Genomic DNA, 13,469 nt, shown 5'->3' with positions numbered 1-13,469 from the left:
GCTGACCTTTTATTTCAATCATCGTGATGGCGCATTCTTGCACATGGGCCGAATACGTGGTCATGTTAGTTGACCAATTTCACGTGATGACCGATGCCCTTTCACAAAGTTCAAAGCGAAAAGCTATCTCTGGCCGTGGTCCGGCAGATCGAATTGCTGATATTGCGCGGGATCCTGCGCCCCGGAGAGCGCCTGCCGGCCGAAAGGGAACTGGCCGACCGGATGGGTGTCTCGCGCCCGTCTTTGCGTGACGCGATATCGGAATTGCAGGATCAGGGGTTGCTGACGGCCAAAGCGGGATCTGGCATTTATGTTGCCGATGTTCTGGGCTCGGCCTTCTCGCCGGGTCTGATCCGCCTGTTCGGCAGCCATGACGAGGCCGTGTTCGACTATCTGTCGTTTCGGCGGGATATGGAGGGGCTGGCGGCCGAACGCGCGGCCCGGTTGGGATCAGAAAGCGATCTGAAGGTGGTGCAGGCGATCATCGACAAGATGGAAGCCGCCCATGCCCGCAACGCCGCCGAGGAAGAGGCAATCCTGGACGCGCAGTTCCACATGGCGATCATCGAGGCCAGCCACAACGTGGTCATGCTGCACATGATGCGGTCGATGTACGATCTGCTGCGTCAGGGCGTCTTCTACAACCGACAGGTGATGTTTCAGCAACGCACCAACCGAGAGGCCATTCTGGAACAGCACCGCGCCATCAATACCGCCCTGCAGGACCGCGATCCGCAGGGGGCGCGGCAGGCGGTCGAGCAGCATCTGAGCTTTGTTGAACAGTGTCTGGCAGATCAGCAGAAAGCGCTGCGGAACGAGGCGATCGCCCAACAGCGACTGGAGCATGAAACCGGCAAGCCCTGACGGCTTAACTCGGGACTGTACGGAAACAAAAAACCCGAAGGCCAGCGGCTTTCGGGTTTTCCTTGATCACAATGTGATACGGTTAGTGAAGCTTTTCACCAACGTCGGCAATGGATGCGTCGATCAGCTTGTTGGCCTGCGTCGCAGTCATCTGCTTGGCCAGAACGGCGTTCGCGGCGGATACCGCAATCGTAATGGCCTGATCACGGACTTCCTTCACGGCCGAAGCTTCGGCCGATGCGATCTGATCCTGTGCAGCTGCCAGACGGCGTGCAATGGACTTCTCCAGATCGACCTTGGCCTGTTCCGCCGCCAGTGCCGCATCGTCTTTCGCCGCCGCCACAATCGCGTCTGCCTGAGTCTGCACCTCGCGCTGCTTGCGCTCGTACGAGGCCAGCAGGCTGCGGGCTTCTTCGTGCAGGGCGCGGGCTTCGTCGAGTTCCGACTTGATGCCTTCGGCCCGTTTGTCCAGGGCACCGCCGATCAGGCCGGGAACCTTGAAGTAGAACAGGACCGCAATGAAGACGATAAAGCCCAGAAGGACGACAAAGTCGGTATTGCCAAGCGAGAAGAACGGGCCGCTCGCGGCCAGAGCCGGGCTGGCGGCACCGAGGGTCAGGATAAGAGCAAGAGTGTTGCGCATGTCACTTATCCTTTCATCTGCGTGTCAACGGCACCGTCGATGGCTTTGGCATCCGCCTCGCCGCCCAGTGCGGTAACCAGTTCAGCTGCCGTATCCTTGGCAACCACTTGAATGCTTTCCAGCGCACCGGCACGGATATCGGCAATTGCCTTTTCCGATTCAGCCGCCTTTGCAGCGATTTCCGCGTCCGCCTTGGCAATCGCGTCATCCAGATCGGCCTGGATTTCGGCGCGTGCTTCGGCAGCGATACGCTGCGCTTCGGCACGGGCATCGGCCAGCGCCTTGTTATAGGCCTCTTCAGCCTCGACCGCTTTGGCCTTCAGATCTTCGGCCGCAGCCAGGTCATTTGTAATGGTCCCCTGGCGTTCAGCCAGGATTGCCGCGATGCGCGGCAAGGCCACGCGGGACAGGACCAGAAAGATGACGACCAGCGTAATGACCAGCCAGAAAATCTGGTTGGGGAACCAATCGAAGCAGAGCTGCGGCATCCCGATGGCTGAGCCATAGGAGTCGACGCACGAGCCAACTACTTCTTCGCTAATGGGTTCAGTCGCCATGATGTCCTCCGTCGGAACGTTGTCTTTACAACAGGTGGGCCGCTATGGCTTGGACCCACCTGCGCGTAAGGATCAGGTTCCGCAGATTAGACGGCGAACATCAGCAGCAGCGAGACCAGGAATGCGAAGATCCCCAGGGCTTCTGCGAATGCGATACCGATGAACAGGGTTGCGGTCTGCGATGCAGCCGCCGAAGGGTTGCGCAGGGCGCCGGCCAGGAAGTTGCCTGCAACGTTGCCCACCCCGATTGCGGCTGCGCCGGAACCGATTGCTGCCAGGCCTGCGCCGATGTGTGCGAGATCGCCTTCCATGATGTATCTCCTTACGAATTGGAAGTTTCGATGTTGGGGTATCGGACCTTAGTGCGAAGGATGCAGCGCATCTTTCAGATAAACACAGGTCAGAATGGTGAATACGTAGGCCTGGATGAAGGCCACCAGGACCTCGAGGCCGTACATTGCGGTGATCGCCAGAACGGACACGGGCGAGATTACGGCAACCGCGGCAAAGCCCGCGAACACCTTGATAACCGCGTGGCCTGCCATGACGTTACCGGCAAGACGAATGGAGTGGCTGACGGGGCGCACGAAGTACGAAATCAGCTCGATGATCGCCAGAATGGGGCGCAGTGCCAGTGGCGCGCTCGAGACCCAGAACAGGCCCAGGAACCCGGCACCGTTCTTGACGAAACCCAGAATGGTCACGGTCAGGAACACGGCCAGCGCCAGCGGGATGGTGACCGCGAAGTGTGACGTGGTTGTAAACGAGGTTGGGATCAGGCCCAGGAAGTTCGCGGAGACGATGAACATGAACAGGGTCATGACATAGGGGAAGAACTTGACGCCTTCCTTGCCGCAGATGTCTTCCAGCATCTTGTAGATGAAGCCGTAGGTCAGCTCGGCGATCGACTGCATCCGGCTGGGCACAATCGCGCGTTTGGATGTGGGCAAAACCAGCAGAGCCGCAACAGCCAGCACCGCGAAGAACAGCCACAGCGTCACGTTGGTGACTGTGAACATGCCCACCGCACCGTCGCCGAACAACGGCTTGACGATGAACTGGTCCATCGGGTGGAATACCAGGCTGCTGCCTTCTGCTGCGGTGGTCTCAGTCGCCACGTTCAGTCCCTCTCGTCCTTCTCGGCAGCCGTCGCCGCCGCTTGTTTCTCTTGAGCCTCTTTCGCGCTGCGGAGCATAACCTTCACGCCCGCGACAAGGCCCAGCAATGTGAACAGCACCAGAAAGATCGGGATCGTCCCGAGCAGGCTGTCCAGCCCGTATCCGATGCCAAATCCGATCCCCAGACCGGATACCATTTCGATGACCATCCTCCAGGCAAGCTCGCCCCCGGAAATGTCAGCATCTGCGCGGGCCTTTGGCTGTTTGGCCTTTTTCGCCGCATCGATCTTGGCCTCCAGCTGCGCCATACGCTGCTTTTGGTCGTCATCGGTCACGGGCGTTTTCCTCGCACAGTCTTGGGCATGGTGCTAAGGCGCACGGGGCGCAGAGTCAACGATCTTGAAGGGTCAGCATTTTGCCACTCAAGTTACTGTTATTATTAATAATATTTTCAAATTAGAATCCCGCATGATCGTCGCGAATTGCCCAATCCCCGGCAAAATGCCGGATTCCGCATATTCAACCTGTTGGTTGATCTTTGTCCTGCACCCTGAGCCGCCAGCGCCGAACAATACGCCCGTCGATCAGCAACAGGCCCAGCAGGATCGCCGCCATGCCCATCAGATGTTCGGGCAGCAGCACCTCTCCCAGCACCCAAGTTCCCAGCACCAGCGCCGAGACCGGTGCAACCAGCGTCACGGTCGACATGTTGGTGGGTCCGACCTTGGGCAACAGCCAGTAGAAGGCAATAAAGGCGGCCGAGGTCAGAACAAATCCGATCATCATCAGCGACAGCCATGTCTCGGTCCGCGTCACATGTGGCAGCCCTTCCTGCCACAGCGCAAGCGGTGTGATGGCCAGCGTCGCACCTGTCAGGGCCAGCGCAACCAGCACCACGGGTTGCATGTCGCGGAAAGCCCGCGCGAGATTGAAGGAGAACGCATAACAGATCGGGGCGCAAACGGTCAGCAGGATGGCCCAGAACTCGGACGTCGCCCCGGCGCGCAGTACAGGCAATGACAGCAGCACAATGCCAGAAAAGCCGCAGACGACCCCGAGAGATTTCAGCCATGTCGCGCGCTCACCACCCGGCCAGTAATGCGAGACGATGACAGCAAAGGCAGGTGTCGTTGCGTTGACGATCCCGGCAACGCCTGAAGCGATATGCTGTTGTGCCAGTGCGTAAAACGCGAATGGTCCGGCATAGCTGAGCGCACCAAAGCCCAACAGCCCAAGCGCCCTCCTTGTGGTCAGATGAACCGGCAGGCGGGCGCCCGCGACGTAAACCCAGCACCCCAGCGCACCGAAGGCGACCCGGCCCATCGACACCGAAAGCGGCCCCAGTTCCCGCAGCAAAATGGCGTTGAAGATGAAGGACATGCCCCAGCCGATGCCAAGGATGCTGATCACCAGCCAGTATCTGAGTGCCATTGCATTCCCCCGTCCGGTCGCCGGGGCACAGTGACGGTTTGGCGGAAATTGTCAAACCGGATGCGGCGTATTAGGAAAGACAAATGTCCGACCAACTCGACACCGTATTTGCTGCCCTCGCCGACCCGACCAGGCGCGCCATTCTGGCGATGCTGCTGGAGGATGATATGGCGGTCACAGACGTGGCTGAGCCGTTCGAGATGTCGCTGGCCGCGATCTCGAAGCATCTGGTCATCCTGACCAGGGCCGGGCTGATCTCGCAGGAAAAACGGGGCCGCGTGAAATGGTGCAAGCTGGAACCCGATGCGCTGCGGGCGGCATCCGTCTGGATGCAGGGCTTCGGGCAGTTCGAACCGGTCAACCTGGATGCGTTCGAACGATTTCTGGAGATTGAACTGCCCACGCCCGAGGACTAAACCAGCTTACCGGACGACAAACACCGACACGCTGGCATGTTTTGCCAGATAGCCGGCGTGGCTTGAAAAGATATAGTCCATGATCCGGGGGGCATGGGTGCCCACCACAATCAGGTCTGCGCCGATCTCGTCGGCTGCACGGGTCAGATCACCGTCCAGTTCAGCGCCGACATCAACGGAATGAATATTGCGGAACGCCACTTCGGCACCGCTTTTCTCGGCCAGTTCACTGGCGAAATCCTGTAGGTCCTGATTGATGGCCGCCTCGGACTGACCGGGTTCGCCCGGTTGGGTTCCGGTCACGCTGACGATGGTGATCCTGGCCCCTTGCCACTGGGCGACCTGCGCGGCGACGTCAGCCGCCTTGCGGACCTCGGGCGGCAGATGCAGATCGACGGGGAACATGATGTGGTTGTACATGATGACTTCCTCCTTGCCCAAAAGCATGGAGAAATTCGAATATATGTACCTTGATCTGCCTCAAGGGCCGGTTTTGCCCGGATTTGCGTCCGTGTCCGTCGCAGGCACTGCGCCTGCGGGTTCTTCCGGCCTCAGCAACATCAGAAGCGCGACACATGTCATAACCACGCCCACAAGGATCAGTGCAACTGGGGTGCCGTTGCCCAGCGCGATCTCCCACAGGATGACCCAGCTGGGTGTCAGATAAGTATAGGCCATCACCTTGGCCGAGGGCAGATGCAGCGAGGCAAACTGCACCAGCACAAAACTGGCGGCAGTGGCAAAAAGCGAGACATAGAGCAACCCGATCCACACAATGGCAGGCAGGTTTGCCCAATCCGTCGCCCGTATGTCGGACCAGCCGTAGATCGTCAGGATCAGGCAACCCGCAACAAGGGTGCCAAAGGTGAAGACCACGGCGGGTTCACCCCTGTTGAGACGGCGTATCATCGGGGTGTAAACCGCATGTGCGACACAGCCCCAGAAATAGATGATCTCTCCGCCGCCGATCTCGAAGGCCCTGAACGCCTGCCAGTCAGCCCGGAAAATCACCCAAAGCGCCCCGACGGCCCCAACCGCCAGGGCCAGCGCCATGCGGGGCGTGGTGATCTGGCGCAACAGAAACCAACCCGCGATGGCGGACAATACCGGTGTCAGGGTGAACACCGCAGCAGCGCTGACCGGCGGTGCGGTTTTCAGGCCGTAAAACATCAGCACGAAATAGGTGGCGAACAGCCCGCCCAGCACGAAATACCGCCAGGGTGCGCGCGCGGCGCTGCGTGGCAGGCCGGTTGTCGCCATCGCCACGGCACCGATCACCAGTGCCGCAATGGCGAACCTGGCCGCCGTGATCGCCGAAGGCGCAATCTGGTTTGCTATGAGTGAGCCCAGCGAGAAACTGCCGGCCACCAGCATGGAAAACACAAGCATCGCCAGATGCCCGCGGGCCTGAAACGTCACGGCTGCCAGCCTTTGGCCTGCTCCTTGAGGAAGGACAAAAACGCCTGAACTTTCGTTGTGCGGTGCAGGTCGACATGCGTGACCAGCCACAGCTTGCCCGACCATTCGGGCAGTGGTTCCATAACCTCGACCAATTCCGGATCGCGCGATGCTTCCCACCGGGCCATAAAGCCGATACCGGCACCGGACAGAACCGCCTCGCGCATGCAGAAGTTGTTGGTGCAGCGAAAGGTTATCGCCTGCGCCGGAGCTGTCGCGCGCAACCATTTCGAAAACGGAGCACGGCTGTTTTCATCGTCGGTGCTGACAAAAAAGTGGTCAGCGAAATCCTCGATACGTGCCGGTTTGCCATGCCGCTCTACGTAAGACTTGCTGGCATAAAGCCCCACCTCCTGCGTTATGAAGGGCTGCACCACATTGTCCGGCTGATCCGGGGCGGCGCCGGCACGAATGGCCACATGCGCTTCGCCGTATTCCAGCCGAAACAGCCGGTCGCCGGTGAGGTAACGCACGATCAGGCCCGGATGCGCAGTCTGAAACTCGGTCAAGGCGGGAACAACCAGCGGCGCCAGCGAGGCCAGCGACGTCACCACCAGTTCGCCCGATACGTCGTCGCCACGCCCTTTCATCCGCCCGACCAGCTGATTGAACTGATCTTCGGTCGCCTGTGCGACGCGCAGAAGATCCTCGCCCGCATCCGTTGCCGTATAGCCGCGCGCGTGACGCTGGAACAGTTTTACACCCAGCCGTGCCTCGATCGCGTCGATGTGACGGATGACGGTCGCGTGATGCACACCCAAAACTTCTGCCGCGCCACTGACCGTGCCCATGCGTGCCACCTGATAGGCGGTTCTGACTTCGTCCCAATTGTCCACTGCATCAAATCCACTGTGCAAATTCCAACAATGACTGTTGGCTTATCAGAGTTTTGTTCATCCACGCAACGCTCATATTGGCGGCAGACGCGAATTCCACATCAATAGGACACAATGACATGACCAAGACCATCCTGCATATCGACGCCTCGGCCCGCCGCGAAGGATCCGCCACCCGCGACCTGTCAAACCGGATCGTCAACCACCTGAAGGCCGGCCGCATCATCCGCCGCGACCTGGCCTCGCCGCTGCCGCTGCTGACCGAAGACTGGATCAATGCCAACTTCACCCCCGCCGATCAGCGTGACGCGGTCCAGCGTGACCAACTGGCCCTGTCGGATGAACTGGTGAACGAACTTCAGCAGTCCGACATCATCGTGATTGGCCTGCCGATCTACAACTTTTCGGTTCCGGCCGCTTTCAAAGCCTGGATCGATCTGGTTGCCAGAGCCGGGCTTACTTTCTCGTACTCCGAAAACGGTCCAAAAGGCCTGCTGGAGGGTAAGCGCGCCATTCTGGCCATTGCTTCGGGCGGTACTGCTGTCGGCTCCGAGATCGACTTTGCCACCGACTACGCCAAGCATGTGCTGGGCTTTGTCGGCATCCATGACGTCGATGTCGTTGCCGCCGACCAACTGGCTCTGGACGCCGAAACGTCGCTTAGCAACGCCCACAAGGCGGTTCAGGAACTGGCAGCCTGACCGGCCGTCGCCCGCCGCAAACGAGACGTCCGGCCTTCGTCCAAAAAGCGTAGGCCGGACATTTTTTGATTGGCAGAAACCGCGAGCCCGCCGCAAGAAGCCCTTAGCTTTTTCTGTTCCCTAGTTCCTTTGCCGGAAGCCCGCGCCGTCGGGCCTGCGCTCAGGGCAGCCAGGTGACCTGGCAGCCGATGCTGTCGAAGAACGCCATCAGGTCGGCGCGCGCCATTGCCACAGTCCGGTCGTTCACCAGCGGGTGCAGGTAGATCACATCGGCCTGCCGCGCGGTGCCATCCATGAAAAACCGAACGTTGTTCTGAACACCATTGATCATCGCCAGCGGGCTGACCGCGCCGGGGCGGACGCCAAGGTTCTGCATCAGGCGATCCGCCGAGCCAAAGGACAGGTTCCCGATACCAAGCTCGGCGCCCAGCGCCTTGAGATCAATCTCGCGGTTTTGCTCCAGCGTCACCAGATAGTTCCGCTTTTTCTTGTCGCGCAGATAGAGGTTTTTGAGCCGCAGTGCATTTTCACCCGGCATCATGAACTGGTCCTCGACCGCCTGAGACTCCTCGACCGTGCGCAGTGGCACGTGGGTATGCAGGCGATAGGACAGCCCCCAATCATCCAACTGCGCCAGCAACGCGTCAGAGCTGAACGGTAGCGTGTCCTGATAGGCGGATGATGCGTCCATGGAAACCTCCTGTTTGGCGCGCTCTTGGCGCAACATGGCGATGAATTCAAGCCACGACAGTGCCAGAATTCGGTGTTAGCGTGCCGGCATGAAGGTGACGCGCAATACCCCGGACCAATTGATCCTGTCCAACACGCCCTGGTTTATTGGTGTTATGCTGGTCTTCTTCATCCTCGCCTTTGTCGGCGTCGGCCTGTTCATGGTCAGCGAAGGCGGCGAGGGGATTATATTCGGTATCTTCTTCGCCCTGTTCGGTGGCGGGATGGGGTTCGGTGCCTTTTGCGCGTTTGTCCGCCGCGTACAGGTCATACTGGACCGCCGCACCAACAGTATCCTGATCCGCCGTCAGTCCGTCTTTGGCTATGACACTGTCGAGCACAAGCTGGCGGACCTGTCCCACGCAGAGATCGAAACCACGCGATCATCCGGCAAAAACGGGTCTTCCAACCTTCACCGGCCGGTGCTGATTTTGAACCAAGGAATGAGCGCTGGACGCCACCCGATTGTCGAAGCCTATGTCAGCGGGCGCGGATCACACCGCATGGTTGACGCCGTTAACAACTGGTTGCCGACCCGCAAGGTTGACTCCGGCAGTCAATCGGCCTAAAGCCCCCTCAAACATCCGGAAGCCTCTCGATCTTCCGGTCCCTTGAGTCGTTCAGGGATCGCCCCCCACCAGCGTGTTACGCCCGTGGGGGCAATTGTGCATTTAACCGGTGCTTCCTACCTTGGAGGTGCCACCAGATAAACGGCATAGGAGGCCGAAGGCATGTTTGAAAATCTATCCGAACGCCTTTCCGGCGTCTTTGACCGGCTGACCAAACAGGGTGCTCTGTCCGAAGAAGACGTCAAAACCGCCCTGCGTGAGGTTCGCGTTGCGCTGCTTGAGGCCGACGTCTCGCTGCCGGTGGCCCGCGAATTCGTCAAGAAGGTGCAGGAACAGGCGACCGGGCAGGCAGTGACCAAGTCGATCACCCCCGGTCAGCAGGTCGTCAAGATCGTGCATGACGCACTGGTCGATACCCTGCGTGGCGAAGAAGACCCCGGCAAGCTGAAGATCGACAACCCACCTGCCCCGATCCTGATGGTCGGTCTGCAGGGCTCGGGTAAAACGACCACCACCGGTAAGCTCGCCAAACGCCTGAAAGAGAAAGAGGGCAAGAAGGTCCTGATGGCCTCGCTGGACGTCTATCGCCCGGCGGCGATGGACCAGCTGGCCGTTCTGGGCACGCAGGTTGGCGTCGATACGCTGCCGATCGTGCCAGGCCAGAAACCTGTCGATATCGCCAAACGCGCCAAGCAGCAGGCAACGCTGGGCGGCTATGATGTCTACATGCTCGACACCGCGGGCCGTCTGCATATCGACGAAGTCCTGATGGACGAGGTCGAGCAGGTCCGCAATGCGGTCGACCCACGCGAGACCCTTCTGGTGGTCGACGGCCTGACCGGTCAGGTCGCCGTCGAGGTGGCAGAAGAATTCGACGCCAAGGTCGGCATCTCGGGCGTGGTCCTGACCCGGATGGACGGTGACGGGCGCGGCGGCGCGGCGCTGTCGATGCGCGCCGTGACCGGCAAGCCGATCCGCTTTGTCGGTCTGGGCGAGAAGATGGATGCGCTCGAAACCTTCGAGCCGGACCGGATCGCCGGTCGTATTCTGGGCATGGGCGACATAGTTGCTCTGGTCGAAAAGGCCCAGGAAACGATGGAGATGGAACAGACCGAGCGCATGATGAAGCGCATGGTCAAAGGTCAGTTCAATATGAACGACCTGAAGATGCAGCTGGAGCAGATGATCCAGATGGGCGGCATGCAGGGCATGATGGGCATGATGCCGGGCATGGGCAAGATGGCCAAGCAGATGGATCAGGCCGGTCTGGACGACAAGATTCTGCGCCAGCAGATCGCCATGATCCAGTCGATGACAAAGCGCGAGCGCGCCAATCCTCAGCTGTTGCAGGCCAGCCGCAAGAAACGGATTGCAGCCGGTTCGGGAATGGAGGTCAGCGACCTCAACAAGCTGCTCAAGATGCATCGGCAGATGTCGGACATGATGAAGAAGATGGGCAAGATGGGCAAAGGCAAGATGCTGAAACAGGCCATGAAAGGCATGTTCGGCAAAGGTGGCCCCTCGCCCGAAGAAATGGCCGCTGGCATGGACCCCAAGGCGCTGGAACAGGCCGCCAAGGCAATGGGCGGCAAGATGCCCGGAATGCCTGGAATGGGTGGCGGCATGGCTCTGCCCCCGGGTCTCAGCGGGTTCGGAAAGAAAAAGTGACGCCAGCACGCTGCACCCAGCCCCCGTCCGGAAAGGCGGCGATGGCAGCAGCGCGGTATCGCGCGGCTCTGCCGGTCCTTGAGACCCGGCGGTTGGTTCTGCGTGCTCCTACCCTGAATGATCTGCCGCTATGGAAAGCGATCTGCAAGGAAAGCTTTGGCGATACCGACCAGGAAGCCTGGACCGAGTTCTCGTACTATTCATCCGGTTGGCTTCTGCATGGCCATGGCCTGTTCACGGCCGCATTGAGAGATCAGGAAGTGGCCATTGGCTTTGTCGTTCTGGGTCTCGAATGGGGCGATCAGGAACCCGAGCTTGGTTATCTGTTTTCAGCCGATCATCGCATGCAGGGCTATGCGACCGAAGCTTGTGCCGCGGTTCGCGATTTCGGCTTTGATCTTCTCGGATCGGGTTGCTTCGTTAGCTATGTGTCGGCATCCAACACCCGATCAAATGCACTTGCCAAACGGCTGGGCGCTGTGCGGGACGTGAATGCAGAGCACGCGTTTGGCGCGGATCAGCATGTCTGGCGTTATGGCGAGGTGCAGGCATGACACTTGCGTTGGCCATACCCACCCTTGAGACTGAGCGCCTGATTATGCGCGCGCCGTCGGAAGCGGATCTTGACGCCGATACAGCGTTCTTCGCCAGCGATGCCGCGAGATATGTCGGCGGTCCGCTGCGCCGGGATGAGACATGGCGTCTGGTTGCCTCGCTTCTGGGCCATTGGGCGTTGCGCGGCTACGGGTACTGGAGTGTCGATGAAAAGGACACCGGCACCTATGTCGGGCGGATCGGTCTTTGGTGTCCGGAAGGCTGGCCCGAGCCCGAGGTCGGCTGGACACTGATGAACCACGCCACCGGCAAGGGCTATGCGACCGAAGCCGCGCTGACCGCACGGGCATATGCCTATGACGTGCTGGGGTGGGAAACGGCGATTTCGCTGATCGATCTGGATAATCACGCCAGCAAGGCGGTGGCCCAACGTCTGGGGGCGCAGTTCGAATATCACTATGACCACCCCAAATTCGGCAAAACCGAAATCTGGCGGCACCCTGCCCCGGCTGATCTGGTGAATGGCGGGATGGAGGCCTACGCATGATAGACCTCTGCATTCCTACCCTGAAAACCGAACGCCTGATCCTGCGCGGACCCGAGGCGCGGGATTTCGACAATGTCGCGGATTTCTTTGCCGACAAGGACCGCAGCTGGGGCTTTGGCGGCCCGCTGGACCGCAATCAGGCGTGGCGCTGGTTTGCCAGCATGATCGGCCATTGGGTTCTGCACGGCTACGGCTTCTGGACCGTTGAAACGCATCACGGCCAGCCAGTGGGCTTTGTCGGACTGTGGTCGCCGGAGGGCTGGCCCGAACCGGAACTGGGCTGGGTCATGTTCGCCGGAAGCGAAGGCAAGGGATTTGCCCGTGAGGCCGCTGAAGAGGTGCGCCTTTATGCCTATGAGGTTCTGGGGTTCGAAACGCTGAGCTCGAACATCTTTCCTGGCAACGAACGCTCGATCGCGCTGGCCGAGCGGCTGGGCGCGCAGTACGAGCGCAGTTTCGAAAACGTCTCGCACGGCACCGAACTGGTGTACCGCCATCCTGGCCCCGACCAGATTTCGGAGGGGCTCGCATGACGACATTCACCATCCCTTCGATTGAAACCGAGCGCCTGATCCTGCGCGCGCCCGAATTGGGTGATCTGCCCGCAATGACCGCATTCTTTGCGACCGAACGCAGCCATATGGTTGGCGGACCCAAGGATGAATTCGCCTGCTGGAGTTCACTGGCAAGCCGGCTGGGACACTGGGCACTGAGAGGCTATGGCCTGTGGCATCTGACCGAAAAGGCCAGTGGCGCCTTCGTGGGATGGGCCGGTATGATTGATGTCCCCGGCTGGGCCGAACCCGAACTGGGTTGGACCCTGATGGCCGAGGCCGAAGGCAAAGGTCTGGGTTATGAGGCTGCGAACGCGGCCCGGGCCTATGCGGCGCGGCACCAGGGCCTGAACGGCGTCATTTCGTACATTGCCCACGCGAACGACCGCTCGCGCGCCCTGGCCGGGCGGCTTGGGGCCACCTACGAGCGCGACGGTGAATTGCTGGGCAAAAAGGCCCAGATCTGGCGCCACCCGCAGATTAACCCAATGACCTCCGAAAGGACCGGCCGATGACCAACCCCGTGACACAGGCTGCTGCGTTGCTGAAGGATCACCGCGAGAGCATCGACCGGCTGGACGCGATCCTTGTCTATACGCTGGGCGAGCGGTTCAAGCACACGCAGGCCGTTGGCAAGCTCAAGGCCGCACACGACCTTCCCCCGTCCGATCCCTCGCGCGAAGCTGCGCAGATCGCACGGTTAGAAGACCTGGCGAAAGAGGCCGATCTGGACCCCGATTTCGCCAAGGCTTTCCTGAACTTCATCATTCAGGAAGTCATCCGACACCATAAGAAACACCAGAACTAAACCGGGATTGCCCGG

20 protein-coding genes are annotated in these 13,469 nt (G+C 60.3%); 10 read left to right on the top strand and 10 right to left on the bottom strand.

The window, feature by feature from the left end; genetic code table 11:
- Positions 1–93 precede the first annotated feature (93 nt).
- Entirely contained in the window at positions 94–864 is a 771-nt protein-coding gene (locus ACR0CG_RS16070; RefSeq protein ID WP_321250922.1) for a FadR/GntR family transcriptional regulator, read from the top strand.
- An 82-nt stretch (positions 865–946) separates the two neighbouring features.
- Here ACR0CG_RS16070 and ACR0CG_RS16065 read toward each other — a convergent pair whose 3' ends face one another.
- From ACR0CG_RS16065 to ACR0CG_RS16040, 6 genes are all read right to left on the bottom strand, one after another.
- Positions 947–1,507, bottom strand: coding sequence for a F0F1 ATP synthase subunit B (locus ACR0CG_RS16065; protein WP_170611989.1), 561 nt, complete (start codon positions 1,505–1,507; stop codon positions 947–949).
- A 5-nt stretch (positions 1,508–1,512) separates the two neighbouring features.
- Complete coding sequence (locus tag ACR0CG_RS16060; protein WP_480526220.1) at positions 1,513–2,064, bottom strand: F0F1 ATP synthase subunit B'; 552 nt, start codon at positions 2,062–2,064, stop codon at positions 1,513–1,515.
- 86 nt (positions 2,065–2,150) lie between these two features.
- Positions 2,151–2,375, bottom strand: a complete 225-nt coding sequence (locus ACR0CG_RS16055) for a F0F1 ATP synthase subunit C (protein ID WP_005981269.1) — start codon at positions 2,373–2,375, stop codon at positions 2,151–2,153.
- 48 nt (positions 2,376–2,423) lie between these two features.
- On the bottom strand, positions 2,424–3,182 hold the full coding sequence (locus ACR0CG_RS16050; protein ID WP_170611993.1) for a F0F1 ATP synthase subunit A: 759 nt from the start codon (positions 3,180–3,182) through the stop codon (positions 2,424–2,426).
- Between the two features lie 2 nt (positions 3,183–3,184).
- Complete coding sequence (locus ACR0CG_RS16045) at positions 3,185–3,517, bottom strand: AtpZ/AtpI family protein (RefSeq protein WP_170611995.1); 333 nt, start codon at positions 3,515–3,517, stop codon at positions 3,185–3,187.
- A gap of 184 nt (positions 3,518–3,701) precedes the next feature.
- Complete coding sequence (locus ACR0CG_RS16040) at positions 3,702–4,613, bottom strand: DMT family transporter (protein ID WP_480526217.1); 912 nt, start codon at positions 4,611–4,613, stop codon at positions 3,702–3,704.
- Positions 4,614–4,696: 83 nt separating this feature from the next.
- Between ACR0CG_RS16040 and ACR0CG_RS16035 the strand changes: the two genes are divergently transcribed.
- Entirely contained in the window at positions 4,697–5,029 is a 333-nt protein-coding gene (locus tag ACR0CG_RS16035) for an ArsR/SmtB family transcription factor (RefSeq protein WP_170619201.1), read from the top strand.
- Between the two features lie 6 nt (positions 5,030–5,035).
- Here ACR0CG_RS16035 and ACR0CG_RS16030 read toward each other — a convergent pair whose 3' ends face one another.
- The 3 genes from ACR0CG_RS16030 to ACR0CG_RS16020 are packed head-to-tail and all read right to left on the bottom strand — an operon-like array spanning position 5,036 to position 7,323.
- A complete protein-coding gene (locus tag ACR0CG_RS16030) occupies positions 5,036–5,449 on the bottom strand; it encodes a universal stress protein (RefSeq protein WP_170612001.1) in 414 nt (137 codons plus the stop codon).
- Between the two features lie 60 nt (positions 5,450–5,509).
- Positions 5,510–6,448, bottom strand: coding sequence for a DMT family transporter (locus ACR0CG_RS16025; protein WP_480526214.1), 939 nt, complete (start codon positions 6,446–6,448; stop codon positions 5,510–5,512).
- A complete protein-coding gene (locus ACR0CG_RS16020; RefSeq protein ID WP_480526212.1) occupies positions 6,445–7,323 on the bottom strand; it encodes a LysR family transcriptional regulator in 879 nt (292 codons plus the stop codon). Before ACR0CG_RS16020 ends, ACR0CG_RS16025 begins: the two co-directional genes overlap by 4 nt.
- A 119-nt stretch (positions 7,324–7,442) precedes the next feature.
- Between ACR0CG_RS16020 and ACR0CG_RS16015 the strand changes: the two genes are divergently transcribed.
- On the top strand, positions 7,443–8,024 hold the full coding sequence (locus ACR0CG_RS16015; protein WP_480526210.1) for an FMN-dependent NADH-azoreductase: 582 nt from the start codon (positions 7,443–7,445) through the stop codon (positions 8,022–8,024).
- A gap of 160 nt (positions 8,025–8,184) precedes the next feature.
- Here ACR0CG_RS16015 and ACR0CG_RS16010 read toward each other — a convergent pair whose 3' ends face one another.
- Positions 8,185–8,715, bottom strand: coding sequence for a prolyl-tRNA synthetase associated domain-containing protein (locus ACR0CG_RS16010; protein WP_480526208.1), 531 nt, complete (start codon positions 8,713–8,715; stop codon positions 8,185–8,187).
- A gap of 88 nt (positions 8,716–8,803) precedes the next feature.
- Between ACR0CG_RS16010 and ACR0CG_RS16005 the strand changes: the two genes are divergently transcribed.
- From ACR0CG_RS16005 to ACR0CG_RS15975, 7 genes are all read left to right on the top strand, one after another.
- Positions 8,804–9,322 carry a hypothetical protein gene (locus tag ACR0CG_RS16005; RefSeq protein WP_480526206.1) on the top strand — a complete coding sequence of 173 codons (519 nt, stop codon included), beginning with the start codon at positions 8,804–8,806 and terminating at the stop codon, positions 9,320–9,322.
- Positions 9,323–9,484: 162 nt separating this feature from the next.
- A complete protein-coding gene (ffh, locus tag ACR0CG_RS16000; protein ID WP_480526205.1) occupies positions 9,485–10,990 on the top strand; it encodes a signal recognition particle protein in 1,506 nt (501 codons plus the stop codon).
- The gene (locus ACR0CG_RS15995; protein ID WP_480526203.1) at positions 10,987–11,544 is read left to right on the top strand and encodes a GNAT family N-acetyltransferase; all 558 of its coding nucleotides are present in this window, start codon (positions 10,987–10,989) and stop codon (positions 11,542–11,544) included. Before ffh ends, ACR0CG_RS15995 begins: the two co-directional genes overlap by 4 nt.
- Positions 11,541–12,092 carry a GNAT family N-acetyltransferase gene (locus ACR0CG_RS15990; protein WP_480526201.1) on the top strand — a complete coding sequence of 184 codons (552 nt, stop codon included), beginning with the start codon at positions 11,541–11,543 and terminating at the stop codon, positions 12,090–12,092. Before ACR0CG_RS15995 ends, ACR0CG_RS15990 begins: the two co-directional genes overlap by 4 nt.
- Positions 12,089–12,625, top strand: a complete 537-nt coding sequence (locus ACR0CG_RS15985; protein WP_480526199.1) for a GNAT family N-acetyltransferase — start codon at positions 12,089–12,091, stop codon at positions 12,623–12,625. Before ACR0CG_RS15990 ends, ACR0CG_RS15985 begins: the two co-directional genes overlap by 4 nt.
- On the top strand, positions 12,622–13,161 hold the full coding sequence (locus tag ACR0CG_RS15980) for a GNAT family N-acetyltransferase (RefSeq protein WP_480526197.1): 540 nt from the start codon (positions 12,622–12,624) through the stop codon (positions 13,159–13,161). Before ACR0CG_RS15985 ends, ACR0CG_RS15980 begins: the two co-directional genes overlap by 4 nt.
- On the top strand, positions 13,158–13,454 hold the full coding sequence (locus ACR0CG_RS15975; protein ID WP_039541590.1) for a chorismate mutase: 297 nt from the start codon (positions 13,158–13,160) through the stop codon (positions 13,452–13,454). The genes ACR0CG_RS15980 and ACR0CG_RS15975 overlap by 4 nt, the downstream gene beginning before the upstream one ends.
- Positions 13,455–13,469: the final 15 nt, after the last annotated feature.

The organism is Ruegeria sp. AB8 (genome assembly GCF_056542605.1).
The sequence above is the reverse complement of the archived record's forward strand: the minus strand, read 5'-3'. Positions and strand labels throughout refer to the sequence as shown.